General features: G+C 72.4%; 26 protein-coding genes and 2 riboswitches. Of the genes, 5 read left to right on the forward strand and 21 right to left on the reverse strand.

Annotated elements, in window-relative coordinates; all coding sequences use genetic code 11:
- Positions 1–34 precede the first annotated feature (34 nt).
- Complete coding sequence (locus tag HNR07_RS29660; RefSeq protein WP_184369047.1) at positions 35–697, reverse strand: response regulator; 663 nt, start codon at positions 695–697, stop codon at positions 35–37.
- Positions 694–1821, reverse strand: coding sequence for a sensor histidine kinase (locus tag HNR07_RS29665; protein ID WP_184369050.1), 1128 nt, complete (start codon positions 1819–1821; stop codon positions 694–696). The genes HNR07_RS29660 and HNR07_RS29665 overlap by 4 nt, the downstream gene beginning before the upstream one ends.
- Positions 1822–2018: 197 nt before the next feature.
- On the opposite strand from HNR07_RS29665, the gene HNR07_RS29670 reads away from it, so the two are divergent.
- Entirely contained in the window at positions 2019–2435 is a 417-nt protein-coding gene (locus HNR07_RS29670) for a DUF6223 family protein (protein ID WP_184369053.1), read from the forward strand.
- 146 nt (positions 2436–2581) lie between these two features.
- On the opposite strand, the gene HNR07_RS29675 is transcribed toward HNR07_RS29670, so the two are convergent.
- A complete protein-coding gene (locus tag HNR07_RS29675; protein ID WP_184369055.1) occupies positions 2582–2836 on the reverse strand; it encodes a DUF397 domain-containing protein in 255 nt (84 codons plus the stop codon).
- Entirely contained in the window at positions 2833–3690 is an 858-nt protein-coding gene (locus tag HNR07_RS29680) for a helix-turn-helix domain-containing protein (RefSeq protein WP_184369058.1), read from the reverse strand. Before HNR07_RS29680 ends, HNR07_RS29675 begins: the two co-directional genes overlap by 4 nt.
- Positions 3691–3906: 216 nt before the next feature.
- On the opposite strand from HNR07_RS29680, the gene HNR07_RS29685 reads away from it, so the two are divergent.
- The gene (locus tag HNR07_RS29685) at positions 3907–4476 is read left to right on the forward strand and encodes an ATP-binding protein (protein ID WP_184369062.1); all 570 of its coding nucleotides are present in this window, start codon (positions 3907–3909) and stop codon (positions 4474–4476) included.
- Positions 4477–4604: 128 nt separating this feature from the next.
- Entirely contained in the window at positions 4605–5003 is a 399-nt protein-coding gene (locus HNR07_RS29690) for a hypothetical protein (protein WP_184369064.1), read from the forward strand.
- Between the two features lie 91 nt (positions 5004–5094).
- Here HNR07_RS29690 and HNR07_RS29695 read toward each other — a convergent pair whose 3' ends face one another.
- From HNR07_RS29695 to HNR07_RS29725, 7 genes are all read right to left on the reverse strand, one after another.
- Positions 5095–5775 carry a DUF2306 domain-containing protein gene (locus HNR07_RS29695; RefSeq protein WP_184369067.1) on the reverse strand — a complete coding sequence of 227 codons (681 nt, stop codon included), beginning with the start codon at positions 5773–5775 and terminating at the stop codon, positions 5095–5097.
- Positions 5776–5862: 87 nt separating this feature from the next.
- Positions 5863–6531: a response regulator transcription factor gene (locus HNR07_RS29700; protein WP_184369071.1), complete on the reverse strand. Its 669-nt coding sequence runs from the start codon at positions 6529–6531 to the stop codon at positions 5863–5865.
- Positions 6528–7667 (reverse strand): sensor histidine kinase, encoded by a 1140-nt coding sequence (locus HNR07_RS29705; protein WP_184369074.1) that lies wholly within the window; start codon positions 7665–7667, stop codon positions 6528–6530. The genes HNR07_RS29700 and HNR07_RS29705 overlap by 4 nt, the downstream gene beginning before the upstream one ends.
- 273 nt (positions 7668–7940) lie before the next feature.
- Complete coding sequence (locus tag HNR07_RS29710; protein WP_184369076.1) at positions 7941–8600, reverse strand: DUF4352 domain-containing protein; 660 nt, start codon at positions 8598–8600, stop codon at positions 7941–7943.
- Positions 8601–8918: 318 nt separating this feature from the next.
- Positions 8919–11378, reverse strand: coding sequence for a cobyrinate a,c-diamide synthase (locus tag HNR07_RS29715; protein ID WP_221319986.1), 2460 nt, complete (start codon positions 11376–11378; stop codon positions 8919–8921).
- A 41-nt stretch (positions 11379–11419) separates the two neighbouring features.
- On the reverse strand, positions 11420–12034 hold the full coding sequence (cobO, locus tag HNR07_RS29720) for a cob(I)yrinic acid a,c-diamide adenosyltransferase (RefSeq protein ID WP_184369083.1): 615 nt from the start codon (positions 12032–12034) through the stop codon (positions 11420–11422).
- Entirely contained in the window at positions 12034–14166 is a 2133-nt protein-coding gene (locus HNR07_RS29725) for a VWA domain-containing protein (protein WP_246420580.1), read from the reverse strand. Before HNR07_RS29725 ends, cobO begins: the two co-directional genes overlap by 1 nt.
- Positions 14167–14214: 48 nt before the next feature.
- A riboswitch (cobalamin riboswitch) is annotated at positions 14215–14296 on the reverse strand.
- 90 nt (positions 14297–14386) lie between these two features.
- Between HNR07_RS29725 and cbiE the strand changes: the two genes are divergently transcribed.
- Both cbiE and HNR07_RS29735 read left to right on the forward strand, forming a co-directional pair.
- The gene (cbiE, locus tag HNR07_RS29730) at positions 14387–15631 is read left to right on the forward strand and encodes a precorrin-6y C5,15-methyltransferase (decarboxylating) subunit CbiE (RefSeq protein WP_184369086.1); all 1245 of its coding nucleotides are present in this window, start codon (positions 14387–14389) and stop codon (positions 15629–15631) included.
- A 198-nt stretch (positions 15632–15829) separates the two neighbouring features.
- Positions 15830–16432, forward strand: a complete 603-nt coding sequence (locus tag HNR07_RS29735) for a Uma2 family endonuclease (RefSeq protein WP_184369089.1) — start codon at positions 15830–15832, stop codon at positions 16430–16432.
- 33 nt (positions 16433–16465) lie between these two features.
- On the opposite strand, the gene cobM is transcribed toward HNR07_RS29735, so the two are convergent.
- The 10 genes from cobM to HNR07_RS29785 form a co-directional block, all read right to left on the reverse strand.
- Positions 16466–17218, reverse strand: a complete 753-nt coding sequence (gene cobM / locus HNR07_RS29740) for a precorrin-4 C(11)-methyltransferase (protein ID WP_184369092.1) — start codon at positions 17216–17218, stop codon at positions 16466–16468.
- A complete protein-coding gene (locus HNR07_RS29745; protein ID WP_184369095.1) occupies positions 17203–18717 on the reverse strand; it encodes a precorrin-2 C(20)-methyltransferase in 1515 nt (504 codons plus the stop codon). The genes cobM and HNR07_RS29745 overlap by 16 nt, the downstream gene beginning before the upstream one ends.
- Entirely contained in the window at positions 18714–19379 is a 666-nt protein-coding gene (locus HNR07_RS29750) for a precorrin-8X methylmutase (RefSeq protein WP_184369098.1), read from the reverse strand. The genes HNR07_RS29745 and HNR07_RS29750 overlap by 4 nt, the downstream gene beginning before the upstream one ends.
- Positions 19376–20251: a nitrite reductase gene (locus HNR07_RS29755; protein WP_184369101.1), complete on the reverse strand. Its 876-nt coding sequence runs from the start codon at positions 20249–20251 to the stop codon at positions 19376–19378. The genes HNR07_RS29750 and HNR07_RS29755 overlap by 4 nt, the downstream gene beginning before the upstream one ends.
- Positions 20252–20306: 55 nt before the next feature.
- A riboswitch (cobalamin riboswitch) is annotated at positions 20307–20510 on the reverse strand.
- A 177-nt stretch (positions 20511–20687) separates the two neighbouring features.
- Positions 20688–21950 carry a cyanophycinase gene (locus tag HNR07_RS29760; protein WP_184369104.1) on the reverse strand — a complete coding sequence of 421 codons (1263 nt, stop codon included), beginning with the start codon at positions 21948–21950 and terminating at the stop codon, positions 20688–20690.
- Positions 21951–22025: 75 nt separating this feature from the next.
- Positions 22026–23222, reverse strand: a complete 1197-nt coding sequence (locus HNR07_RS29765; protein ID WP_221318978.1) for a M20/M25/M40 family metallo-hydrolase — start codon at positions 23220–23222, stop codon at positions 22026–22028.
- Between the two features lie 5 nt (positions 23223–23227).
- Entirely contained in the window at positions 23228–24004 is a 777-nt protein-coding gene (locus HNR07_RS29770; protein WP_312894019.1) for an amino acid ABC transporter ATP-binding protein, read from the reverse strand.
- The gene (locus HNR07_RS29775) at positions 24001–24939 is read right to left on the reverse strand and encodes an amino acid ABC transporter permease (protein WP_184369111.1); all 939 of its coding nucleotides are present in this window, start codon (positions 24937–24939) and stop codon (positions 24001–24003) included. The genes HNR07_RS29770 and HNR07_RS29775 overlap by 4 nt, the downstream gene beginning before the upstream one ends.
- 68 nt (positions 24940–25007) lie before the next feature.
- A complete protein-coding gene (locus tag HNR07_RS29780; protein WP_184369114.1) occupies positions 25008–25931 on the reverse strand; it encodes an ABC transporter substrate-binding protein in 924 nt (307 codons plus the stop codon).
- A 166-nt stretch (positions 25932–26097) separates the two neighbouring features.
- Positions 26098–26967, reverse strand: coding sequence for a MurR/RpiR family transcriptional regulator (locus HNR07_RS29785; protein WP_184369117.1), 870 nt, complete (start codon positions 26965–26967; stop codon positions 26098–26100).
- Positions 26968–26989: the final 22 nt, after the last annotated feature.

The following is a 26989-nucleotide window of genomic DNA, read 5'->3' on the forward strand; positions in this document are numbered from 1 at the left end:
GGCTCCTGTAAGGACGATGGTCTGATCACGCACGTCAGGAGCCGCGCGGGACCACCAGGCCGGACTCGTAGGCGAGGATGACGAGCTGGGCGCGGTCTCGGGCGCGGAGCTTGACCATGGCCCGGTTGACGTGGGTCTTCGCGGTCAGCGGGCTGATCACCATGCGCTCGGCGAGCTGGTCGTTGGACAGGCCCCGCGCCACCAGTGCCACGGCCTCGCGCTCACGGTTGGTCAGCTCCTCCAGCCCCGCGTCGGCGCCGGTGTCGAGCGGCTGGCTGACGTACCGGTCGATCAGCTTGCGGGTGATTGACGGTGCGAGCAGCGCGTCCCCGCGTGCGGCGACGCGCACGGCGTGCAGGAAGTCCTCCGGTTGGACGTCCTTGACCAGGAACCCGGCCGCCCCTGCGCGCAGGGCGTCGAAGACGTACTCGTCCAGGCCGTAGTTGGTCAGGATGACGACGTGCACCGCCGCGAGCGCCGGGTCCGCGGTGATACGCCGGGTCGTCTCGATCCCGTCCATGACCGGCATCCGGATGTCGACGAGCGCTACGTCGGGCCGGTGCTCCCCGGCCATCGCCAGGCCCTCGCCGCCGTCGGCCGCCTCGGCCACCACCTCGATGCCGTCCTCGGCGTCCAGGAGCGCACGGAACCCGCTGCGGATGAGCGGCTGGTCGTCGACCAGCAGGACACGGATCACGGCGCGGGCTCCGCGGGCTCCACGGGCAGTTCGGCGCGGACGGTGAAGCCGCCCCCGTCCCGGGGCGCCGCCCGTAGCCGGCCGCCGAGAGCGGTGACCCGTTCGCGCATCCCGAGCAGCCCGACGCCGGGCACCGACGCACTGCCGGGAACCGCCGCACCGTCGTCGTCGACTCGGATGACCAGGGAGTCGCCGCGGTGCTCGATCCGCACCGACACCGTCGCGGCGGCGGCGTGCCGAACGACGTTGGTGAGCGATTCCTGGACGATCCGGTAGGCGGTCCGGTCCACCGCCGCCGGGACCTCCCTCGGCTGTCCCCCGACCGCCAGCGCCGCGTTCAGTCCGCTGCTCCGGGCCTGTTCCAGCAGCTCCGGGAGGTCGTCGAGCCCGTGCGGCGGGTTCCTGTCGTCGTCACGCAGCGCCTCCAGGGTCGCCCGCAGCTCCCGGGTGGCCTCCCGGCCCGCCTCCTGGATCGCCAGCAAGGGTTCCGATACCTGTTCACCGCGCTTGCGGGCCAGGTGGACGGCGACCTCGGACTGCACTTTGATGACGGAGATCTGGTGGGTGAGCGAATCGTGCAGCTCCCGCGCGATACGCAGCCGCTCCTCGTCGGCACGGCGCCGCGCGGTCTCCTCACGGGTGCGCTCGGCCTCCTCCGCCCGGCGCTCGGCCTGGCGCACCGCTTCCCCCGCCGCACCGGCGGCGATCAGCCAGGCCAGCTGGAGGGCCTCCCGGGAGTGCGTGAACGCTCCGCTCAGGGACGGTGTCTGCCCGGAGGCCAGTAGTACGAGCGGGAGGGCGAGCAGGATGACCGCCGTGGCCGCCACCGCGGCGGTGCGGTGACCCGCCCGCACGGCGGCGTACACCGCGAACAGGTAGGCGACAGCGGGTACGTCGACACCGGCGGCCTGCTGCCCCAGGGCTGTCACCCCGGTCACGGCCAGCACGGCGACCGGAGCCCGGCGGTGCCAGACCAGTGCCAGCCCGCCGACGCCCAGCAGGGCGTAGCCCAGCCACTCGGTACCCGCGGGGAGATGTTGTCCGGACAGGACGGTGACCAGCAGAACCACCGCCGCCCCGGCGGTGACCGCCCGGTCTCCGGTACCGATCCGACCCCTGGTCATGCGTGAACTCTAACCGGATGCCCGCGTGGGCGACTCCGCCCCGCGCGGGATCTGTCGTCTACCGCGCACGCGGTAGTTCCGCGCTTCCTACGGTGTCGGCGGCAGCGCGAAGAGTCCGCGTCCGCACGACGACCGGAGGGGGTCCCGACGGACATGATCGGAGCTCGTCCGCTCGCCGAAGGCAGAGGAGCACCCCCATGTCCGTCCGCTACTTCCCCCTCGTCCCCGTGGCCGCCCTGCTCGGGCTGCTCGTTATCGCCGCACCGGCGGCCGCGTCCGAGCCGGTCGGGCCGGTCGGGCCGGTCGGGTCGGCCGCCGCCTGGGGCGGCATCGTGACCTTCGGGCGTGCAGGGACGCTCGTGGCCGCCCTGGTGGGGCTGGCCGGTGCGGCCGTCGGCGGTCTGTCCCTGGCGATGCCCAGCCGTGCCGGAGCCTTCGCGGCCCTGGCGGCGGGTCTGGTCAGTGCGGCCCTCGGCGGGCTGTTCGCGTACATCGCCGAGGGCGGCCCCGGCAGCGGGAGCGGGGTCGTCGGGGCCTACGTGGCCATCGTGGTGGGGCTGGTCGCCGCGGTGCTGGGATGCCTGGTCCTGCTGCGGGCCCGGCACACCGCCTGAGGGGCGGGGAGGACGAACACCGCCCTTCTGGCCCGTGAGGCCCCTTCGGTTCCTGTGGGGACCGGGGCCCGTTGGAAAGCAAGAGCAGGAGCGCCCGGCTGCCCTTGAGGGAGCAGCGACAGCCGGGCGCTCCTGCTCTCGGCTGTTCAGGGGGAGAGGGCGGAGTGGAGGAAAGCCGTCCACTCGGCGGCGGGGAAGGGGAGGTGCCCAGCGGCGGGGCGCTTGGAGTCGCGGACGGCGGCACCGCAGGGGAGGCCGGCGACCTCGACACAGTTGCCGCCTGTCTCTCCGCTGTAGTTGCTCTTCCGGAAGCTGGCGGGGATGTGCGCGACCTCGACGCATTCGACCCTGTCGCTGCTGTAGCTGGACTTGAAGAACCGCAGCCCGGTTCTGGGGGTCATGTTAGTTGCTCCTGCTCCATGATCTGCTGAATGAACTGGGTCGTGCGTGATGCCTGCAGTGCTGCTGAGTTCAGATGCGAAAAGATCGTGACATAGCGCTGCACGTCATCAGGATCCTGGACAAAAAGGCTAGCTGTCGCTGTCTCCGCATAAGCGATGCAGGGGTCAGCTGGGTTGGGGAAGTCCAGCAGGACAAAAGAGCCAGACAACCCGGCGTGCATGCCAGCATCGAAGGGCAGGACCTGGATGTCCACGTTCTTTCTGGTGGCCATGTCCAACAGGTGTTGTAGCTGCTCTCGCATGATCTCTGGATCTTCGAGGCGCTTGCGCAGGGCTGCCTCATCGATCACGGCCCAAAAACGAGGTGGCTGGTGGCGCCCCAGGACATGCTGGCGTTGCAGTCGTGCGTCAACGTTTCGTCTGACCTCGCCGTCCGAGTAAGCGCGTCCACCCCGGAAGACAGCCTCGCTGTAGCTGGGGGTCTGCAGGAGACCGGGAACCACCTGGCACTGGTAGGTCCGGATCATGGAAGCCTCGGCCTCGAAGTCCGGTATGGCGTTACCGCCGAAGACATCCTTGTAGCTAGACCACCAGCCTTGTTCTTTGGATTCCTGCGCAAGCTCGTGAAGAGCTGCGCGAATCTCGTCCGGTGCCTTGTACAGGTCAGCGAGTGCGTCGATGTCGCGCGCCTTGATGCGGCGAGCGTCCGCCCCCTCGATGTTGCTGAGTGTGGACTGAGGGACGTTGGCTGTCTTCGCTGCCACAGACAGCTTCAATCCCTGTGACTCACGTAGCCGTCGAAGCTCGCGCGCCAGCCGTCGGCGGCGCACGGTGGGGCTGAAGGGACTGTGCATGTCAGGATTCTAGATCAGAGGTTGTTCGATTATCGTTGACAACTCGATAATCGAGTTGCATTATGTAAGTGTAGTCAGTGACTGATGGATCACACAGGGTTCATGTCGCTCAGGCTACGCCTCGCCCGTTCCGCGCCTCAGGTCAACCGCGAACCCCCCACGGGTACCCAGCACGACCCCTGCTCATGTCCTGCCATGTCTAGGAGTGTGTTCGTCATGCCTTCAACCGCACCCGCACCCGCCCTCGCGCCCGTGCCCGTCCAGGGGGAGGCCACCGTGCCGCTGGCCAGCTTCATCCGGCCCTTCCAGCGGCACTACTTCTCCGGGACGCCCGAGCGCCCCAACTACCGGGCGCGCAGCTACGACTTCGCCGGAACCCCCGCCGTGATGCCGCTGGTCCGCGCCTTCCTGGACACCTGCGCCGCCACCGAGTCCGGCGACTACCGCTACCTGTTCACCCTGCTCGGCAGCGAGCTCGCCAACAACGCCATCCGCCACAGCCTCTCCGGCCACCCGGGCGGCAGCTACACCCTGCGGGTCCACCGCACCAGGGACGGACTGCACCTGACCTGCCGAGACCGGGGCGGACTGCGCACCCGCAACGCCCGCCTGGTCCCCGATCCCGAAGGCCTGGACCCCGATACCGAATCGGGCCGGGGCCTGGCCATGATCGACGCCCTGGCCACCGACTGGGGCGACAACGGGAACGCCGAGTACCGCAGCGTCTGGCTCTACCTCGCCCACGACCTGGACCGCAGCCGCTGGAACACCACTACCGGGCTCTGAACCACCGGCGCTCACCGGCGCCACACATGCCCCGCGCATGAGACGGGCCCAGGAAAGCGTTGCCGCGCTTGCCCTGGGCCCTGGACCCCCGAAACCCAACACGCTCAAATGCAAGGAAAGAGGATCTGATGCAGAACCCTATCCCGAGGCCCCGGCGCTCCGACGACTTCCGCCCCCTCCCGCCCCGCCCGCGCCGCCAGCCTCTGGAAGGCCCCGCGTGCCGGGTCTGTGACCACCCCTCCTGCCGACAGCGCCGTGCCCAGAACCTGCCCCGCCTGGGCGGACACCGCTCCGAGTACGCCCGCGAACACCTCCAGGCCGCGCAGCTCCAAGCCCACTACCGCCACCTGGTCGTCTACTACGGCGAGGCCACCCAGTCGTTCTGGGCCGCCACCCCCACCGGCATGATCGAGGCCCCCGACATCGACACTCTCCTCCTGGAGGTGTGGACCTACACCACCCCGCCGGCCCCGTCCGTCACACGGCCCCGGGTCCGGAATACGGGCCGTGCCCTCGCGGCGGTCTGACCGCGTCCGGACAGCGTCGCGGTGCGGCACCCCCGGCCTCCGTCGGGGCCGATGGGAGTGCCGCACCGCCGCCCAAGATCCAGCCCCGCCCTCACCCCGGCGTGCGCACCGGCACGCGCCGGGCGCTGCGGGGACGGCGAAGTGTCCTGTGGATGACCCACTCGGCCACCACGATGTTGACCACCCACCCGGCTCCCATGAGCAACGCCCGGCTGAGCTCGTCGTACTCACCGACCAGGAGTGTCCAGGGCAGGTGGGTCAGCACCTGTGTCCCAGCTCCCATTCCGATCGCGTAGGCACGGATCATCCAGGCGCCGTGCTGTGCGAACTCCCGGCGCCGCGCCGCCACGAAACCCAGGACCAGCGCGAGGGCCATGGCCGTCCCGAACACCAGCCGCTGCACGGTCAGGAAGCCCGTGTCGATCGCCGGGATCGCGTAGAACAGCGTCATCCACACACCCGACAGCGCGGCGACCAGACCCAGGGGGACGAGCAGCCGACCGGAGGCCCTGTGCCAGCGGGGACGGCGGCGTCGCAGGGTCGGGGAGAACTGGAAGGCCCCCAACAGGCAGTAGGGGGCCGCGGCGAGTACGTGCAGCACCACGGGCAGGGGTGAGGCGGCGAAGCGGGCGTTGTCGGCGGTGACCGGCGCGCCGGTGGCCAGATCGCCGAGGCGGAAGGCCCCGGCTGCGAGGGGCACGACGCTCAGCACGATCAGGAGGGCGATCACGGTCCACTCGGCGCGGGCCGGGGGTTTCACGGTGGTGGTCATGTCCTGATCGTGGCCGCCGGGAGGGGCGCCGGACATCGGAAGATGGGCCCGAACCCGCTCGGCCGAAAGTACGGGTACCGCGCCGTACTAGCGGTCCCGGCGCCCCCGGACACGCCCGGTCTCGTAGGCCCACATGGCGATCTCGACCCGGTTGCGGACCCCGAGCTTGGCCATCAGGCTCGTGATGTGGGTCTTGACCGTGCTCAGCGCGATGTGGCACTCCTCGCCGATCTCGGTGTTGGTCCGACCGCGCGCCACGGCGCCGAGGACCTGTTCCTCCCGGTCGGTCAGCGGCTGCAGCGGCTGGGCCGGGGGCCCGGCCGAGCCGGAACCGGCGAACGCGTCGAGCAGCCGGGCGGTCACGCTCGGGGCGATGAGCGCCTCGCCCGCCGCGGCGGCGCGCACGGCCCGGGTGAGCAGGTCGGTGCCCGCGTCCTTGAGCAGGAACCCCCGGGCGCCGGCCCTGAGCGCGGCGTAGACGTACTCGTCGAGGTCGAAGACGGTGATGACGACCACGGCCAGGGGGTCCGCCACCCCGGGGCCGGCCAGTGCCCGGGTCGCCTCCACCCCGTCGAGGACGGGCATCCGGATGTCGAACAGGCACACGTCCGGGCGCAGCCGCCGCCCCAGCTCCACGGCCTCGCGCCCGTCGGCGGCCCGGCCGACCACCTCGATGCCGGGTTGGGCGTCCAGGATCATGGACAGGCCGGTACGCACGATCTCCTGATCGTCGGCCACGAGCACCCGGATGCTCACGCGGTCTCCCCCGAACGGGGCAGCACAGCGGTCACGGTCCAGCCTCCGTCGGGGGCCGGGGCGGCCTCGCAGCTGCCCCCGAGCAGTTCGGCGCGCTCCGCCATGCCGATGATCCCGTACCCCGGCGGAGCGGTCGGCCGCAGGCGGCCGGTGTCGCCGTCGTCGCGCACGCTCAGGCGCACCGAGGTGTCGTCGGCGTCCACGCGAACGGTGACGAGGGTGGCGTCGCGTGCGTGGCGGCGGGCGTTGGTGACCGACTCCCGGGCCATGCGGTGCAGGGCGGCCGCGACCGCCGGTGCGAGGTCGTCGAGTTCGCCGCTGACCTCCACCTGCACGGCAGGGCCCGGTCCTGCCGTGCAGGCGAGCTCCTCCAGCTCAAGCAGGCCCGGACCGGGTGCCCGCTCGGCGAGTTCGTCCCGGCGCAGGGCGCGGACCATGGTGCGCATTTCGCCCAGGGCTCGCGAGGCCTCGGACTCGATCACTGCGAGGGCCTCGATGGCGGCCTCGGGTCGGGTCCGGGCGACGGCCTGCCCGGCCTGGGCGCGGATCGCCATGGCCGAGACGTGGTGGGCGACGGTGTCGTGCAGTTCCCGGGCGATGTTCTCGCGTTCGATCAGCCTGGCGCGGTCGATCTCGCGCGCTCTGGCCCTGCTCCGGTAGCGCAGCGCCGCACCGAGGGCACCGGTGGCGAACAGGACGGCGGCACCGCCCAGGAGGTCCGCCGCCCGCACCCCGTCGAGGACCAGGTCGACGGAGGAGGACAGCAGCACGATCGCGGCCCCCGCCGCGACCTCCCGGCCGGACCCCCACCGCACCAGCGCGTACGGCAGCGCCAGGAAGTACACCGTCGTGTACATCTGCCCGGCCCCTCCGCCGGTCACCAGGGTGAGCAGCGCCGCGCCGCCGAAGACCACCGCGACCGCCGCCAACGGGCGGGCGCGCCGCCACAGCAGAGCTGGGGACAGACCGGCGACCACCGCCACGGTCAGCACAGCCCAGGGCAGGTCCGGCCGCAGGGCGCCCTCGGCGAGCGCCGCCAGCGCGCACACCGCGACCAGGACCCCGTCCCACCGCGAGGGCCCCCGGGCGCCGGGCGGGCGGGGTTCGTTCCACAGGGAACGGAGGAAGCCGTGCACGGCAACAGGCTAGCCGCAAGCACCTGTCCTGCGGATCGGCCGAAAGTCGTAGACCCGCCCCGCTCCGCCTCCGGGCCGCGGCCAAGTCCAGGAGCGGGGCCAGTGATTCGTCTGCCCCGGTCGGGACGGACCGCGCGGCGCCAGTCCGTGGTGGCGCGGCGGCCGTTGCCCGGCACCTGCTGGTCCTCGGCCGAACGGAGGTCTCCCGGCTGGCCCCGGGTGTCGCTACGAGGCTGTGATACCACCTGAGGCTGTACTCAGCACGGGAAATCCTTAATCGTCAATGCTGACCACAGTGGAATTTCCCATGAAGTCGAGGAACTCTGCCTGGTCAGGATCAGTGCCTTCGGGAATATCGACCACGGTGTACTGAACAGCCGAGCCATCGGGGTTGATATCCACAACGATGTCGCCGTTTTCCTCGTAGGCCAAAGCGGTTCCGGCCTCGTAGTCCTCGGAATAGGAACGCCCGTCGTCGGTGCGGACCCGGACCGGTTGGTACCAGCCCGCCGGGTCGTCACTGGTGTTGGTGACGGTGTACTTCACGATCACCCACTTCCCTTCGGGGGAGTGGCTCTGATTGAAGAGGTTGTCCCGGATGGGGTCCGCGGACACCCTCACCTCGTCCACCGTCACCGAGAATCCACCGACCTCGAAGGAATCACCGATCCCGAGGCTGTCCTCCGGTTCCTCTTCGGCCTCGGCCGGCTGGTACTCGGGCTCACCGGTCGGGGAGGACTGCGAAGTGGGCTGCTCCTGGGCGGCAGGGGAGGCCGTCTGCTCGGCATCGGAGCCGGGACCGTCTGCCGAGGGGGAGGCGATCACCATCGCGATGGCTCCCAGGAGCACGACGATGGTCGTTCCGCCGACGCCGAGGAAGATCTTGCGCCCGGTGGAGAGCCCTGAGGGATCGGGCTGGGGGCGGGGGTGCATGGGGCGGGCTCCTTGAGGGAGGGGTGGGGACGGGCAGAGCACTCACCTGGCGCTCGGCGCCGTTGCAGAATCGCAGCGCAGGGTGCCGCTCGCCATCCCTCCGGGTTGGCGCTGTCCAAGGATATCGACAACACAGGCCATGAACCCAGAATCCGAATGAGCGAGCTTTTCCCGGCAACAGTTGATGACTCGGGGTGAGTGCAACTATTCAGATGCCTCGGATCAGGTGATCGGTTCGCCTGTATCGGACCCCGCTGGCCTGCGGGGACGAACAGGCAACCCCTGACCAGACCGCACCCGCCCCCGCGCCCGAGCGCGTCAGGGCCCCGGTGCGGTTCGGGGCGAACACGCGCCCGGGTCGTCATCAGGGCTCGGCACACTCCGATCCGAAGCCAGAGCGGCGAGCAGCTTCCGGGTGGTCTCGGGCGGCCGCACGGCCACGCGTACCCAGGAGGCGTCCAGTCCCGGGAAGGTGTCGGCCCTGCGTACGGCGATGCCCTGCTCGCGCAGCCGGGCGTGGACCCCCTCGCCGACGCGGGCCAGTACGAAGGGGGCGCGAGAGGGCACGAACCCGATCCCGGCCTCCCGCAGCCCGGCTTCGAGGTCCGCGCGCCAGCCGTCGAACTCCTTCGCCCGGCGTTCCGCCTCCGTACCCGCCTCGTCGCTCACACAGGCGACGGTGGCGGCGATCGCGGGAGCCGACACCGACCAGGGCGTCTGGACCCGGGCCAGCCCGCGCACCGCGGTCTCGTCGCCGACCGCGTATCCGGCCCGGATGCCGGGGACGGACCAGTGCTTGGTGAGGCTGCGCAGCACCACCAGGCCCGCGATCCGCTCACCGGCCAGGGACTCCGGTTCCCCCGGCAGGGCGTCCATGAAGGCCTCGTCGACCACGACCAGCCGACCGGGGCGGCACAGCCCGCGCAGCGACCCCGCCGGGTGCAGGACCCCGGTGGGGTTGGTGGGGTTGCCGACGATCACCAGGTCCGCGTCCTCGGGGACGGCGGCGGGGTCGAGCGCGAAGCCGTCGCTCTCAGCGCAGAGCACGGCGGTGACGGTGTGTCCGGCCTGTTCGAGAGCGGCGTGCGGCTCGGTGAACTGGGGGTGCACGACCACCGGGCGCTTCCACGGCCGCAGCCGGGCCAGGAGTGTGAACGCCTCGGCCGCTCCCGCCGTCGCCAGCACCTCGCCGCGCGCACGGCCGTGCCGGAGCGCGACGGCCTCGCGGGCGGGTTCGGGGTCGGGGTAGGCGCCGACCCCGTCCAGACTCGTGCGCAGGGCCCGGTCGAGCCAGTCGGGCCGGTCCCCCGGGTAGACGTTGACGGCGAAGTCCAGCAGGCCGTCGCGCGCCTCCGCGTCTCCGTGGTGGCGGAGCGGATCGGCCACCGGTTCGGTGCCGGGGGCGGCTGCCCGGGTGGCGGGGGAGGGCCTGACCGGCGTCGGCGTCGGCGCCGGTGTCGGTGTCGGTGCTGGGGCCGGAGCGTTGTGCACGGCCTCGGCGAACCTCGTGGCCAGCCTCGGGTACCCGGCCCAGTGCACGTGCAGGTAGGAGGCGTGCAGGGTGGGGGAGGCGAACCCCTCCGGTGCGCCCTCCACCTCCCACGCCGGGTTCTCACCCCGGCCGGGGGTCAGCGCCGTGCGGTGGAACTCGTGGCCGGTGACCCGCTCACCGGCCCGGGTCAGCAGCGTGTCCCCGGGCGAGACCGCCTCGGGGTAGCGCAGGGTCAGCCGCTCGGTCATCCGCGCCCCGGCGGGCACCACCCCGGCCATGGGGGCGCCGTCCAGCGATTCGGCGAGGTAGAGCAGGCCCGCGCACTCGGCGACGGTCGGTACCCCGCCCCGGACGGCTTCGCGCAGGTCGGCGAGCAGGCCCCGGTTGGCCGCGAGCTCACCCGCGTACACCTCGGGGAACCCGCCGCCCAGGTACAGGCCCCGGGTTCCGGCGGGCAGGGACGCGTCCGTGAGCGGGTCGAAGGCGACGACGTCGCATCCGGCGGCGGTGAGCAGTTCCTCGGTCTCGGCGTAGCGGAAGGTGAAGGCCCGGCCCCCGGCGACCGCGACCACCGGCCGCTCCCCTCCCGCCGGTGCGCTCACCTCCCGCTCCGGGTCCCAGGGCCAGGCCTCCAGGGCGGGGGCGGAGCGTGCCACCTCCAGCAGGGCGTCCAGGTCCACCTGGTCCGCGATCCGCTCGCCGAGCCGTTCCACCACCCGCGCCGACTCCTCGCGTTCGGAGGCCGGGACCAGCCCGAGGTGGCGGGAGGGCCGGGAGATCCGCTCGTCCCGGGAGACCACGCCGAGCACGGGCAGCCCCACCGAGCGGGTGATCTCGGCGACGTTGCGCGGCGAACCGGCCTTGTTGAGGATCACCCCGACGACCTCGACGGCCGGGTCGAAGTCCGCCATGCCCTTGACGAGCGCGCCCACCGACCGCGACATCCGGGACACGTCCACGACCAGCACCACCGGGGTACGGGTCAGGGCGGCCACGTGCGCGGTGGAGGCGAAGCCGCCGGTGCCCAGCCGCCCGTCGTGCAGGCCCATGACCCCCTCGACGACGGCGACGTCGGCGCCGCGGGCCCCGTGCAGGAGCAGCGGCGCCACCCGGCCCTCGCCGACCAGGTGGGGGTCCAGGTTGCGGCCGGGGCGGCCCGTGGCCAGGGCGTGGTAGCCGGGGTCGATGTAGTCGGGGCCGACCTTGTGGCCGCTCACCCGGTGCCCGGCGCCGCCGAGCGCGGCCATCAGCCCGGTAGCGACCGTGGTCTTGCCCTGACCGGTCATCGGCGCGGCGACCACCAGCCTGGGCAGGGCCGCCGGGGTGGTCACCACTCGATACCCCGCTGGCCCTTGCGGCCGGCGTCCATCGGGTGCTTGACCTTGGCCATCTCGGTGACCAGGTCGGCCGCCTCGACGAGCCTGGGATCGGCGCGGCGGCCCGTGACGATCACGTGCTGGCGGCCCGGCCGGTCCCGCAGAGCTGCCACGACGTCGTCGGCGTCGACCCAGCCCCAGTTGATCGGGTAGGTGAACTCGTCCAGGATGAGCAGGTCGTGGCGTTCGTCGGCGAGACGGCGCTTGATCTCCTCCCAGCCCTCGGCGGCGTCCGCCTCGTGGTCCTCCTCGCTGCCCTTGCGGCGGCTCCACGACCAGCCCGAGCCCATCTTGTGCCACTCCACGGGGCCGCCCTCACCGGTCTCCTCGTGCAGCTTCCCCAGGCGTTCGAGCACGGTCTGCTCGCCGATGCGCCACTTCGCCGACTTGACGAACTGGAACACCCCGATCCGCCACCCCTGGTTCCAGCCGCGCAGAGCGAGGCCGAACGCGGCGGTCGACTTGCCCTTGCCGTCACCGGTGTGGACGGCGAACACCGGCTGGTTGCGGCGCTGGCGTGTGGTGAGTCCGTCGTCGGGGACGACGGACGGCTTGCCCTGCGGCATCAGGCGGCCCTTTCTCGAACGGCGGTGCTCAGAGCGTCGGCGTTGACCTCGCCGACGGGGAGGTGGTCGGCGCCCAGACGGGCGGCCAGGCCGGCCGCCAGACCCAGGCGCATCGGGCCGGACTCACCGTCCACGACGACGGCGGCCACCCCCAGGGCGGCGACGTGGTCGGCCGCCTCCAGCGAGCGTTCCACCGCGCCCCGGCCGCCGGTGGCGCGGCCGTCGGTGACCAGGACCAGGAGGGGGCGCTGCCTGGGGTCCCGCAGGTGTTCGCGCCGCAGCACCCGTGCGGCCTCCAGCAGGCCCTCGGCCAGGGGGGTGCGGCCTCCGGCGGGCATCTGGTCCAGACGGGTGGCGGCGACGTCGACCGAACGGGTCGGCGGCAGGGTGAGCTCGGCCCCGGCGCCGCGGAAGGTGACCAGGCCCACCTTGTCGCGGCGCCGGTAGGCGTCCAGGAGCAGGGACAGCACCGCCGTCTTGACCTCCTTCATGCGCTTGCGCGCCGCCATGGAACCGGAGGCGTCGACGCAGAACAGTACGAGGTTGCTCTCCTGGCCCTCCCGGACCGCCACCCTCAGGTCGCGGGGGCGCAGGCGGACCCGGCCGCCGCCGGGCGGGCAGGACGACGCCGCCGCCTTGACGGTCTCCACCAGGTGCAGCGAGGTGCCGGCCGCCTCACCGGGCCGGGCGGCGCCGATCCGGCGTCCCCGGGTGCCGACGGCCCGGCTGCGGCGTCCGTCGGCGCCGGCCCCGGTACCCCGCACGGTGAACGTCCTGGGGCGGTAGGGGGCGCTCGCCTTGACGGCGGTGCCCGCCGCCGTCTCCGGCCGCTCCTCGTCGGACCCCTCCGGGGCGCGCGGCGATTCGGCGGGCTGTTGCGGCTCGGCGGCGTCGGACTCCGGGTGGTCGGCCTCCGCGGACTCGGGCGCGCCGCCCTCGGGGCCCCGGGCGTCGGGTCCGCTCTCGGGGCCCTCCGGCGGCTCGGAACCGTCAGCGGGGTCGTCGGGGGTGTCGGGGGCGTCGGACCCCTCCGGCGGGGTCGGGCCGCCATCCGGCGGGGTCGGGCCGCCATCCGGCGGGGTCGGGTCCGGAGGGGGCTCCTCGTCCCCGAGGATCCTGTCCAGGAGTTCCTCGTCCAGCCCCGGCGCGTCGAACGGGTTCCGGCGGCGCCGGTGCGGCAGGGCCAGCAGCGCCGCCCGCCGGATGTCGGCCAGGGTGACCAGCGTCCGCCCCTGCCAGACGGCGTGGGCCACGGCGGTGCGAGCGGTGACGATGTCGGCGCGCAGTCCGTCCACCTCGAAGGCCGCGCAGACTTCCGCGATCTTCAACAGCGCCGCCTGGGACAGCTCGACGCGGCGCAGTGCCCCGCGGGCGGCCGCGATGCGCTCCGACAGCGCCCGCTCAGCCTTCTCGTAGCGCTCGGCGAAGGCCGCGGGGTCGGAGTCGTAGGACATCCGGCGGCGCACCACCTCGACCCGGGCGCGGGGGTCGGTCGGCGCGCTGACCTCCACGGTCAGCCCGAACCGGTCCAGGAGCTGCGGGCGCAGCTCGCCCTCCTCGGGGTTCATCGTGCCGATGAGGAGGAAGCGGGCGGCGTGCTCCACGGAGAACCCGTCGCGCTCCACCCTCACCCGGCCGGTGGCCGCGGCGTCCAGGAGCAGGTCGACCAGGTGGTCGTGGAGCAGGTTGACCTCGTCGACGTAGAGCAGCCCCCGGTGGGCGCGGGCCAGCAGGCCGGGCTCGTAGGAGACCTGGCCGTGCGCGAGCGCCTGCTCCAGGTGCAGGGAGCCGAGAACGCGGTCCTCGGTGGCGCCCACGGGCAGCTCGACCAGGCGCACGGCACGGCTCTCCACGGCAGTGCCGGGCGGGAAGGGACCGTCCGGAGAGGGCTGGAGCGGGTCGGCCGGGTCGACGGAGAAGCGGTCGCCCCGGTGGACCTCCACGTGCGGGAGCAGGGACGCAAGCGCCCGTACCGCCGTGGACTTGGCCGTGCCCTTCTGGCCGCGGACCAGTACGCCGCCGATCTCGGGGGAGATACTGGCCAGGACCAGGGAGAGACCGAGGTCGTCGAGTGGCTCGGTGTCGCAGCCGACGATCGCTGAGAAGGGATAGTGCGACTCGCGCAATGGCATGTGAGGCTCCCGCTCGTTTCGCCACAGGTCATGGGCGGGCGCGGGGCCGGTCTTCGGACTTGCCGGGTCCTCCTGGTCGGAGGCTCGGTTCACCGCAGCGGGCCTGTGCCGGAATCTCACCGGGCTTCCCAGATTCTCCCCTGTCGCCTTCCCCACCGTTTCCGATGGTTGGGTGGTCGGGGCACCTCGCGCCTTCGGCCGCCACGATAGCGTCCTGTGCATGCGGCTTCAGGCGTCCCCTCCCCGAATCACCGTCGTCGGTATCGGCGCCGACGGCTGGCCAGGCCTCCCCGAGAGGCTGCGCGAACTGGTCCTGGCGGCCCAGGTCGTGCTGGGGGGCCGCAGGCACCTGGAGATGCTGCCGTCCGGGCCCGGACAGCACCGGCAGGTGTGGCCCTCACCCCTGAGCGAAGGGCTGGTGCCGCTGCTGGAGTCCCTGGCGGGCCGTGAGGTCGTGGCCCTGGCCTCGGGCGACCCGATGGTGTCGGGGATCGGGACCACGCTCGTCGGCCTGCTGGGCGCGGACGCGGTGCGGGTGGAGCCCGCCGTCTCCTCGGTGTCCCTGGCCCGGGCGCGGATGGGCTGGTCGGCCGAAGGGTGCTCGGTGGTGAGCCTGGTCGGCCGGGACCCGCGCGTGCTCCTGCGCAGGCTCGCACCGGGACGCCGCGTCCTGGTGCTGTCCTCCGGCGCCGCCACCCCGGCGACGGTCGCCGCCCTGTTGGCCGGAGCGGGCTACGGGGAAAGCCGCATGACCGTACTCGGCGACCTGGGGGCGTCCACGGAGTCCCGGCTCTCCACCACCTCGGACGCATGGCTGGCCGCCCCGCCCGAACAGGTCCCCGCGCTGCACGTGCTGGCCCTGGAGCTGGCCGGGCCCCCCGGGCTCGGGGTGCTCGCCGGGCTGCCGGACGACGCCTTCGAGCACGACGGACAGCTCACCAAGCGGGACCTGCGGGCCTCGGCCCTGGCCCGGCTGGCGCCCTCTCCCGGCGAACACCTGTGGGACGTGGGGGCGGGCGCCGGATCGGTCGGGATCGAGTGGATGCGCGCCCACCCCGCCTGCAGGGCCACGGCCGTGGAGGCCGACAGCGGGCGGGCCGAGCGGATCGGGCGCAACGCGGGTCGCCTCGGGGTCCCCGGCCTGGACGTGGTCACCGGGCGGGCCCCCAACGCCCTGGCCGGACTGGTCGCGCCCGACGCGGTGTTCGTCGGCGGCGGCGCCACCCGGCCCGGCGTGCTCGACGCCTGCCTGAGCGCGCTGCGCCCCGGGGGCCGTCTGGTGGTGCACGGGGTGACCCTGGAGACCGAGCAACTGCTGGCCCACGCCTACCGGACCCACGGCGGAGAGCTGACCCGCATCGCGGTGGAGTCGGCGGCGCCCATCGGCACCTTCACCGGCTGGACCCCCGCGCGCACCGTCACCCAGTGGGCCCTGTCCGCACCGGTCCGACACGACTTGGAGTGACTCGGGCGGGACCGGGGATGCCTCGGCCCCTCCGGATTCCACTGTCTTCCGCCCTCAGCTCCTCCTCGGCGTTACCCTGGCCATGTGCGGGGCATGAACCACCGCACTCGGTTGCTTCCCCGACAAGCCGCCGAACACCCGGGCCTGAGGCCGTGTCCGCGTCATCGCCACCCGTCGCTGAATCACTCAGGGGGACACATGACCGTCGCAGAGCACTACCCGCCGCCCGAAAGGCCGACGCTCCCGATGAGCCCCGAGTTGTTCGAGCACCTCGCGGAACAGGCATTCGATGCCGACCGCGTTCGTATGGAGATGTTCAACGGGAAGGTCTGGGTCCACAAGGTGACCGACGGAGCCCACGCGGGGATCCTCACCTGGCTGATGCGTGAGTTCATGGCCCATCGCCCCGATCTGGACCTCCTCACCAGCGGACTGGGAATCAAGGTCGACACCTATCACAACGGGCGCGCCCGTCCCGACGGTGTCCTCTCACCGATCGGTCACTTCGACCAGGCGGGGGAATGGGCTGACCCGGACGGAGTCCTGGCCGTGGTCGAGGTCACCTCCTGGGACGCCGACACCCATGCCCGTGATCGTGTCGAGAAGCCCGCCGCCTACGCGGCCACCGGAACCGGCGTCTACCTTCTGGTGGACCGGGACGCCAACGCCGTGGTGGTGCACAGCCGACCCGTTCAAGGCCAGTACCTGGACCGAAGCACCCATCCCTACGGTGAGGCCGTTCCCATCCCCGGTATCGGCGTCACCCTGGACACCACCGGGCTCAAGCGCTTCACCCGCTGACGCGGCTGACCGGGGCCAGGCACAGGGGCGTGGTCAACGGGGCCGCGCCGGGTCGTACAGGTACGACTCGCCCCCCGACCGGGGATCGAGCGCCCGCCCCACCAGGATCACCGCCGCCTGGCGCAGGCCCGCCTCCTCGACCGCGTCGGCGATGGTGGCGACCGTGCCGCGCAGCACCGCCTCGTCCGGCTGGCTGGCCCGGTACACGACCACGACCGGGCAGTCCGCGCCGTACTCGGGTTCGATCCGCCCCATCAGCTCCCGCACCCGGCGGATCGCCAGGTGCAGCACCAGCGTGGCCCGGGTCGCGGCGAACGCGGCCAGGGACTCCGACTCCGGCATGACGGTCGAGCGGGCCTGGGTCCTGGTCAGCACCACCGACTGGGCCACCAGCGGCACCGTCAGCTCACGCCCCGCCAGCGCCGCCGCCGCGGCGTAGGCGGGAACCCCCGGGGTGACGTCCCACGGGACACCGCGGTCGTCGAGGCGGCGGGTCTGCTCGGCCAGCGCCGAGTACAGCGAGGGGTCGCCCGAGGTCAGCCGGACCACGTCGAGGCCGTCGCAGTGCGCGGTGACGAGCCGTTCGGTGATGCGGTCCAGGTCCAGGCCCTGGGTGTCCACGAGTTCGGCGCCGGGCGCGCAGTGGTCCAGTACGTCCGGGTCCAGGTAGGTCCCCGGGTACAGGACCACGTCCGCCCCGGCGAGCATCCGGGTGGCCCGCACGGTGAGCAGGTCGGCGGCGCCCGGACCGGCCCCCACGAAGTGCACGGTCACGGCTTCACCCACCTCGGCGTCCAGACTCTCCCCGAGGACGAGACCCGTGTACCTGAGGCGCCGACGATGAGCAGGCAGCGCATGTCGATGACGGCCGGGTCGAGTTCGCCCAGGGTGGTCACCGTCAGGGACTCGCCTTCGCGGCCGATGCCGCGCCCGACCACGACGACCGTTTCGGGTTTGCGGTGTTCCAGCAGGACCCTGACCGCCGTGGCGATCTGCTCGGTGCGTGAACGCGAGGCCGGGTTGTAGACCGCGAGCGCCATGTCGGCCTCGGCGACGGCCCGCAGCCTTTGTTCGACCACCTCCCACGGCTTGAGCCGGTCCGACAGGCTCATCACCGCGAAGTCCCCGCCCACGGGGGCGCCCGCCCTGGCCGCGACCGCCTGGACGGCGCTGACCCCGGGCAGCACCCGGACGGGCACCGCCGCGTACCCGGGTTCCTCGGCGGCCTCGAAAACGGCGGTGGCCATGCCGAACACCCCGGCGTCCCCGCCGGAGACCACCGCCACCCGCTCCCCCCGGCGAGCCAGGCCGAGGGCGAGCCGGGCGCGGTCGAGTTCGACGGTGTTGCCGGAGGCGTGCCGGGTCAGGCCGGGGCGCTGCGGGACGCGGTCGACGTAGGGGCCGTAACCCACCACGTGGTCGACCCCGGCCAGCGCGGCGGAGACTTCGGGGGTGAGCCAGTGGTCGGGACCTGGTCCCAGACCGACGACCAGGAGTTCGGCGGCCGAGGCGGCGGGCTCGGCGGCCTGGGGCTCCGGTACCGCCTGTTCGCGGGACCTCCTGCCGTTGCGGCTGTCCCCGGTGACCAGGATCAGGGAGAAGTAGGGCACCGTGGCCGGGTCGACCTCGGCGACGGGGAGCCTGCGCTCACCCTCCATGGAGGCGCGCTCCACGTACACGGCGTGCTCCAGCCGCCCGGCCGACTCCAGCGCGCGGCGCACCGAGGGGAAGGTCCGGCCCAGCTTCATGATCACCGCCGCGTCGGTGTCCGCCAGACGGCGGGCCAGCTCCGGCTCGGGCAGGGTGCCGGGCAGCACCGTGAGCACGTCGGTCTGCCGGACCAGCGGTGCGGCGGCAGCGGCGGCGGCCGCGCCGAACGCCGGGACCCCGGGCACGATCTCGGTCTCGTACCGTTCGGAGAGCCGGTCGTGCATGTACATGTACGAGCCGTAGAACAGCGGGTCGCCCTCGGAGAGCAGGACCACGTCGCGCCCGGCGTCCAGGTGCGCGGCCAGCCGCGCCGCGGAGTCCTCGTAGAAGTCGGCCAGCGCCCCCGCGTACCCGCCCGGGTGGTCGGTCGCGCCGGTGGTGACCGGGTAGGTGAGCTGTTCCTCGATCGCGGCGGCCGGGATCAGCGACGCGGCGATGCGGCGGGCGTTGGAGGCCTTGCGCACCCCCGCGTGGTAGGCGACGACGTCGGCGGCGGCGATCAGCCGGGCCGCCTTCAGGGTGATCAGCTCGGGGTCGCCGGGGCCGACTCCCACGCCGTGGAAACGTCCGGTCACTCCTCCTCCTTGGCTAGTGCGTTGAGAGCGGAGCAGGTCATCGCGGAGCCTCCGCGACGCCCGCGGACCGTCACGTACGGGATGTCGGCCCCGTGCTGTCCGGCGAACTCCGCGAGGGCCTCCTTGGACTCGGCGGCACCGACGAAACCGACCGGGCAGCCGACGATCGCGGCCGGTCTGGGCGCCCCGTCGGCCAGCATCTCCAACAGGTGGAACAGCGCGGTGGGGGCGTTGCCGACGGCGACCACGGCACCCTCCAGCAGCGGTTCCCACAGGGACACCGCGGCCGCGGTACGGGTGGTGCCCCAGGACCGGGCCAGGCCGGGGACCCTGGTGTCGCCGAGGAAGCAGAGCACCTCGTTGTCGCTGGGCAGCCGGTGCGCGGTCACCCCGCTGGCCACCATGCGCGCGTCGCACAGGATCGGCGCGCCGTCCTCCAGGGCCGCGCGGGCGGCGGGGACCAGGTCGGGATGAACCACCAGGTCCTCGGCCAGGTCCACCTGGCCGGTGCCGTGGATCATCCGCACGGCCAGCCGTTCGGCGTTGGCGGGCAGGTGCTCCAGCCTGGCCTCGCGCCGGATGGTGGCGAAGGAGTCGACGTAGATCGCGGGACCGTCGTCGACGTACTCGTAGTGCCGGTTCGGCCGGCGCGGTTCGGTCACCGTGCCTCCCCGGGTACGAGGGCGCCGCGCCAGGGCGTGACGACGAGTTCTCCGTGTCCTGCGTCGGAAGCCCTCCCGGTGAGGTCCTCCACCGCATCGCGGCCCAGCCCCCGGTCGGTGATGCGCATGTGGAATCCGCCTCCGGGCACGGGGCCGTAGGGAAGGGGAGGCGAGGGCCTCGGAAGCCGCGTGTCGGGCGGTGAGGGCTCGGCCAGGGGCTCGGTGAGCTCGGCCACGTGCCACGGCGCGGTGGGGCCCTGTCCGCGACGGTCGAGGAACTCGTCCGCGAACCGCAGGAGCGCGGCGGGGGCCTCGTCGAGCGGGAGTACCGGTCCCCAGTCCTCACCGAGCCTCAGCTGGGCGAGGCGCTCGTCCAGGGCGACGAGCCCGAGGTCGCAGGACCGGTCGAGCAGGTCACCGCGCCCGTCGTCCAGTACGAACAGGAAGCGTCCGGGCAGCTCGGCGCGGCGCGGGACGGAGCACAGCATCGTGTCCAGCTGCGAGGCGAGGGGGCGCAGGTCGGCCCGCCCGCCGCCGGTGGCCTGCTGTCCTGTGCACGGGGAGACCATGATGTTGCGTACCAGCTCGTGGGTGGGGGAGGGCAGCAGGCCGGTCTCCTCCAGGGCTCGCCGCACCTCGGGGAGCAGGTTCCCCCGGTCGCCCGGCAGTCCGCGCAGCTGAAGGTTGGCCCGGCCGGTGACGTGGACCCGTCCGGTTCCGTACTCCTCGGACACGTTGGTCAGGGCGAGCAGTGAGTCGGCGGGGAGGCGACCGCCGACGAGGCGCAGGCGGACCAGCAGACCGTCGTCGGCGGACCAGGGTCTGAGTACGCCGGGGCAGCGGTCACGCCGTGTGCGGGCCGCGTCGGGCATGCGTGTCCTTCGGGTCAGGGGACCCGTGCGCGGGGTCCGCGGATGACCTGGCGGTCGCTCACCGCCAGCACCAGCAGGTCTTCGGACTCGGGTTCGACCGGTACGGAGCGCCTTCCCGGGGCCCTGCCCCAGTGGCTGTCCCGGGAGCGGAGTCCCGTGACGTGCCCGCCCGTCACCCTCACCGCTGCGCGTCAGTCCCGGATTCACACCGGGTTCCCTGTTCCACCGCGTGGAGTTGAACTGGCCCGACGAGGTTACCCCGACCCCCTCCGAGCTGCTTCAGCGGACTTCGTTTCCACGGCAGCGCACCCTCGGGCCGGCTCCGGACACGGCCTGTCCCGCTCCCCGCACGCGGGTCGCCCCGCCGGGCGCGGGCCCGGCGGGGCGAAGTCGGAGGTACCGCGGGTGTTCGGAGCGGTTCCGGGGCGGGACCGGCTCAGTACCGGAACACGCCCACCCGCAGGTCCATGAAGGAGACGCCTTCCGCACTGCTCCGGTAGGCGGCGAACCCGTCCGTCTTGTCCAGTTCCACCACGAAGCGCGGGGAGCGCTCGTAGGTCAGCCCGTCCACGCCGGTGCTCCTGCCGCTGTCGGCGAGCTCGCGGGCCAGCCGCAGCATCTCCCCGGGGTTGCGCCGGGGCGCGTCGTAGGAGGAGAAGACGTCCTTGCCTTTCCTGGCGAAGGAGCCGGAGGGCCGCAGCGGCGCCTTGCCCTCCCCGGGGGACGCGGTCCACGACACGGCGTCGTAGGCGTCGCCGTGGGTGAGCGCCGACCAGCGCACTCCCGACACGCTCCACTCTCCGCGTTCGGACCCCGCCCGCGCCCGCCTCAGGTCGAGGACGTGCACGGCTCCGCTGCCCACCACCCTCATCCGGCCGGCACCGGTGGCCACCAGCGCGGTGTCCTCGTCCACGCCGAAGACCCGGTCCTGACCGGTGTCCGCGGCCAGCCGCATCATCCGGCCCTGCCTGCCGCGCTCGGCGAAGTGGGTGTCCACCAGCCCGTGGCCGAAGAAGCCGAAGCCGCCTTCCTCCAGGTAGCCGAGCACGGTCGGGTCGTCGAAGTAGCCCGGGGACGAACCGTCGCGCACCCCCTGGTAGCTGTCCCCGCCGGTGACCATCGGGCCCTGTTGCTGGATCGCGGCCCCCGCACTGGTGCCCGCCACCAGGGCGCCCTGCTCCAGGCGTTCGCGGATCGCGGCGAGGACGGCGCTGTCCTCGTGCTCGGGGCCGCGCAGCAGGGTGGTGACGTAGCGGTACTGGTCGCCGCCGCCGAAGAAGAAGCCGTCCATCGAGCCCACCTGCTCCACGACCTCGGCGGACTCGGCGTTGTCGAGGTGGTCCAGGTCCACCGGGATCCACTCCGCAGAACCCGCCCCGTGCTCGAGGAGCAGGTCCGCGTAGTACTCGCCGTTGCACCTGCTGTTGTTGCAGCGGTCGGTCCCGGCGTCGGGGTCCCAGGACTCGGGGACCGAGGACGCGGTGACGATCCCGAAGCGCGCCCGGGGGCCGCCCGCCAGCTCGACGATCTCCTGGTAGATGCGCTCGTCCGCAAGGGAGCCTCCGATGAGCACCAGGGGGCCCGGGCCCCCTGAGCTGTCGGCGTGCGCGGCCAACGGGGCGCTCAGCGCCGCGGTGAGGGCTGTGGCCACCAGGGCGGCACCCGTACGGGTGAGCCCGCCCAGAGGTGTTCGTGTCATCTCTACCTCCTCGCTGTGGGCCGCCCCGGGGCGGGGCGGCCGCTTCTCTCCCCCGTACGCGCTGCCGCGGTGCGGCTAGCCCGCTTCCCGGGCCAGGACCCCCCGGTCCGCCAGGGCCTCGGAAACCTTTCTGATCAGCCCGACCAGCAGCGCGACCCGCGGCACCACCGAGTGCAGGTCGAGCCACTCGTCGGTGCCGTGGTCACCTCCGCCGACCGGGCCCAGTCCGTCGAGCACCGGGATTCCGTGTTCGGCGACCAGGTTCGCGTCGGCGCTGCCGCCGGTGCTCGCGGCCCGCAGGGCGATCCCGAGCTCCCGGGCCAACAGCAGCGCCTCGTCGCGCACCCAGCCCTGCCCGGGGCCGGTCCGCCAGGGCGGGGAGGGGGCGATCACCTCGGCCGCGGCGCTCACCCCGTCCACCAGCGGGCCCTCGACGATCCGGTGTACCGCCGCCAGCACCGCATCGAAGGTGGCGTTGTGCTCGGCTCGCACGTCCAGGACCAGCCGGGCCTGCCCGGCCACCACGTTGGGCCGCTCACCCGCGCGCAACACCCCGACGTTGAGCCCGGCGTCCGGCCACCGGCCGTTCAGGGCCTCCAGCTCGACCGTGGCGAGCGCCGCGGCCAGAGCGGCGTTTGCTCCCAGGTCACGGTCGATTCCCGCGTGGGCCGCCCGGCCGCGGAAGAGGATCTCCACGTCGGCCACGCCCTTGCGGCCGCAGACGATGTCGCCGTTGGCCCGTGCGCACTCCAGACACAGGGCGGCGTCCGCTTCCGCCGCCAGAGCACTGAGCAGAGGACGGCTGCCCAGTGATCCGATCTCCTCGTCGGGGCCGCAGTAGAGGGTGACCTCACCGCCGTCCCAGTCCGGGGCCAGCTGTGCCAGGGCGGTGATCCCGGCGAGGAGGCCGCCCTTGTCGTCGCACACGCCGGGGCCCCGAGCCCACCTGCCCTCACGGACGGAGAACGGCCGATCCGCGGCGGTCCCGCGCTCGAAGACGGTGTCCATGTGGCCGACCAGCAGGATGCGGGGTCCGCTTCCGCGGCCGGTGAGCCGACCGACCACCGCGTCCCCCAACCTGGTGCCGTCGGGGTGCGCCACCCGGTGCCGCTCCACCCCGAGCCCCGCCGCCGAGAGGTAGGCGCAGATCCGGTCGCCCACGGCGTCGACGCCGCGTGCGTCCAGGGAACCGCTGTCGATGGACACGAGTTCGGCCAGTCGTTCCAGGTACTGCGGGTAGAGGCGCTCGGCCCCCTCCAGGAGGTGTCGCATCCCCCTCACAGGACCTTGGACAGGAACGCGCGGGTGCGCGCGTGCTGCGGGTCGTCGAGGACGCTCGCCGGGTCGCCCTCCTCGATGACGGTGCCGCCGTCCATGAAGACCAGCCGCGTGGCCACCTCGCGGGCGAAACCGATCTCGTGCGTGACGACGATCATCGTCATGCCCTCGCGGGCCAGGTCCTTCATCACGTCGAGCACCTCGCCCACGAGTTCGGGGTCCAGCGCGGAGGTCGGCTCGTCGAAGAGCATCACCGTGGGCCGCATCGCCAGGGCGCGGGCGATCGCCACGCGCTGCTGCTGGCCGCCCGAGAGCTGGCCGGGGTAGGTGTCGGCCTTCTCGGCCAGCCCGACCCTCGCCAACAGCCGGTGCGCCTGTGCCACCGCCGCGCCACGCGGCTCCCCCTTCACGTGCAGGGGGCCCTCCAGGACGTTCTCCAGGGCGGTCAGGTGCGGGAACAGGTTGAACCGCTGGAAGACCATCCCGATCTCCCGCCGCTGCGCGACGATGTCCCGCTCCGGGAGTTCGTGCAGGCGGTTGCCGACCTGGCGGTAGCCGACCAGTCGGCCGTTCACGGACAGGCGGCCCCCGTCGATCTTCTCCAGATGGTTGAGGCAGCGTAGGAACGTGGACTTGCCCGAGCCCGAAGGGCCCAGGACGCAGCACACCTCGCCCGCCTGGACGGTCAGGTCGATGCCCTTGAGCACCTCCAACCTGCCGAAGTTCTTGCGTACGCCCTCAGCGACCACGATCTCTTCGTTCGCCGTCACGGTCACAGTCGCTCCTTGGTGCTGATGAGTCGGGACAGCGCCCCGTTGCGGGGCGCGGCGGTCTCGCCGAAGCCCCGGCCGAAGCGCTTCTCCAGGTAGTGCTGTCCGACCGAGAGCAGGCTCGTCAGCGCCAGGTACCAGAAGACCGCCACCGCGAGAAGGGGGATGACCTGGAAGTTCTGCGCGTAGACGTTCTGCACGGCGGTGAGCAGGTCGCTGCCGCCGATGACGGACACCAGGGCCGTCATCTTGAGCATGTTGATGGTGTCGTTGCCCATGGGCGGGACGATGACCCGCATGGCCTGGGGCAGGACGATCCGCCGCAGGATCTTGATCCGGCGCATTCCCAGCGCTTGGGCGGCCTCGGTCTGTCCCCGGTCGACCGAGAGCATGCCGCCCCGGATGATCTCCGCGGCGTAGGCGACCTCGTTGAGGGCCAGGCCGAGCACGGCCGCGACGAAGGGGGTGACGACCTGGCTCGTGGGTTCGTCGAACAGGACGATGCCGGTGAAGGGGATCTCCATGAACAGGCGCGGGTAGAGCGCCCCGAGGAAGCCCCAGAAGATGATCTGGACCAGCAGCGGGGTACCGCGGAAGAACCACAGGTAGAACCAGGCCACGGTGCGCAGCACCGGGTTGGGGGACATGCGCATGACCGCGAGCAGTACGCCGCCCAGCACACCGATCACCATCGCGACGACGGTGAGCACGATGGTGATGCCCAGGCCCCTGAGCACGAAGTCCCGGGTCAGGTAGCTCAGGACCAGGCGGATGTCGAGGTTGGGGTTGGTAAGCAGCGACCACAGCAGGGATCCGGCGGCCAGGGAGACGACGATTGCTCCCAGCCAGCGCCCGTAGTGGCGGACGGGGACGGCGGTGAGTTCCTCTGGCCGGGGCGGGGCGGCGGCCCGGGGTGTCGGCGGTGCGGCCGGGGTCGGCATGGCTCTTCCTTGGGTTCGGTGAGGCCGAAGGCCCCTCACGGGCCGTTCGGCGGGGGAGGAGGGGACGGTCAGTCGATCGCCTGGTTGACGGTGGCCTCGTCCAGGGCGATGGCCTCCTGGCCCCACTTGGCGAGGATCTGCTCGTAGGTGCCGTCGTCCATCAGCGACTGCAGGGCGGCACGATAGGCCTCGACCAGCTCCTCCTCGGCCTTGAGGAAGCCGAAGCCGTTGGGGCTGGCCAGGTAGCCGTTGGGGTGGTCGGGGTCGATGACCAGTTCGACCTCGTCCCCGAGTTCGGCGGCGGTCTGCACCAGGTTGACCTGGGTGGCCCCGACGGCGTCGACCATGCCGGCCTTGAGCGCGGTCACCGCCTGGGTGTTCTCGGGGTAGCTGGTGATCCGCAGCGGCTCGTCGCAGTTCTCCTCGGCGTAGTCCTCGAGGATCTCCTGCTGGCGTGAGGCCTGCTGCACGGCCACGTGCAGACCGCACAGGTCGGAGATCGCCCCGATCCCCGACGGGTTCTCGCCGGTCGTGAGGACACCGGTGCCCGAGGCCGAGTAGTCGACGAAGGAGGCGACCTCCTGGCGCTCCCGGTTGTCGGTGATGCCGCCCACGATGACGTCGTACTTCCCGGCCTGGAGGCCGGGGACCAGGCCGTCGAACGGCTGCTGCTGGAACTCGGCTTCCAGGCCCAGCCGCGCCGAGGCCGCGAGCACGAGGTCGTGGTCCAGGCCGACGAAGTCCTTCTGGTTGCCCTCTTCGCGGAAGGCGATGAAGGGTTCGTAGGGGGCGTTGGTGGCGACGCTGATCCGGTCGCCCTCACTCAGGCGGTCGGGGAGCTGCCCGACCAGGGCGTCGTCGGCCTCGACCGGGCCCACGTCCTCGATGGTGACCGGCCCGGCGGCGGGCTCGGGGGTGTCGTCGGACCCGCAGGCCGTGGTCATCAGGCCCAGGAGGGCGAGTATCGAGCCCGCGCGCAGCATCGTGTTCATCAGGGGATCCTCTTCGGTTCAGCCAGCCGGAAAGACTGAAACAAGTGTTACAGATCACCTGATGTTCGAGCAATATATAACGTATGAATCGTTACTTGGGCATGAGCTGGCACGATGGAACAAGAAGAACACGGTCTGCCGGTGAGTGGCCCGAGTGGCCAGGCCGTCAGAGCAGCCCGAACCTGTGGCTGGTCTCCTCGAAACGGCGTAGCCGTTCCTCGGCCCGATCACCGAGCGTGTGGATCACACCCGCGACGAGCGCCTCGCACACCGCCATGGTCGGCACCAGGGAGTCGTAGGCGGACAGGGAGCCGACCTGTGCGGGCAGGACCACGTCGGCCACCCCCGAGACCGGTGACAGCCACCGGTCGGTCAGCAGGACGACCTTGGCCTCCTGTTCGGCCACCCTCTCGGCCAGACGCAGGTGCTCCTCCTCGTACCGGCGGAAGTCCAAGATCACGAACACGTCCCGCCGACCCGCTTCGCAGAGCAGGTCGGCCCGCTCCACCGGGCTGTCAGGCAGCACCGTGCTGCGCCCCCGCACCTGCATCAGGTGCAGGACCAGGTACTGGGCGAGCACCCGGGAGAACCGGCCGCCGCAGGCGACGACCCGCCGGTCGGGGTCGCTCAACAGGCGGACCGCGGCCTCCAGCTCGTAACGCGGGATCCCGGTCAGGGTCTCCTCCACCGCTTCGGAGAGCGTCGCCGCGGCCGACCTCCCCAGGTGCTCCGGGTCCAGCTTCTCCCGCGCCTCCTCCGCGGTCTCCGAGCTGTAGGCGTTCAGCGGGGACTGGTCGCGCTCGGAAAGCTCCTCCAGCAGGCTCCGCTGGAACTCGGGGTAGTTGGCGAAACCGAGGCGGTTGGCGAACCGCAGAACGGTCGGGGCGCTGACGCCGGCACGCTCGGCCAGCAGTCGCACCGTCTCCAGTCCGGCGGTCGGGTAGGAGGCGAGCAGCACCCTCGCCACCCGGCGCTCCCCTGAGCTGAAGTCACCCAGGCGAGTCCGGATCGAGTCGGCGACGGTCGAGGGCTTCACAACGGCGATCCTTCGCTTTCGG

The sequence above is a fragment of the Nocardiopsis metallicus genome, assembly GCF_014201115.1.
GTDB classification, from domain to species: domain Bacteria; phylum Actinomycetota; class Actinomycetes; order Streptosporangiales; family Streptosporangiaceae; genus Nocardiopsis; species Nocardiopsis metallicus.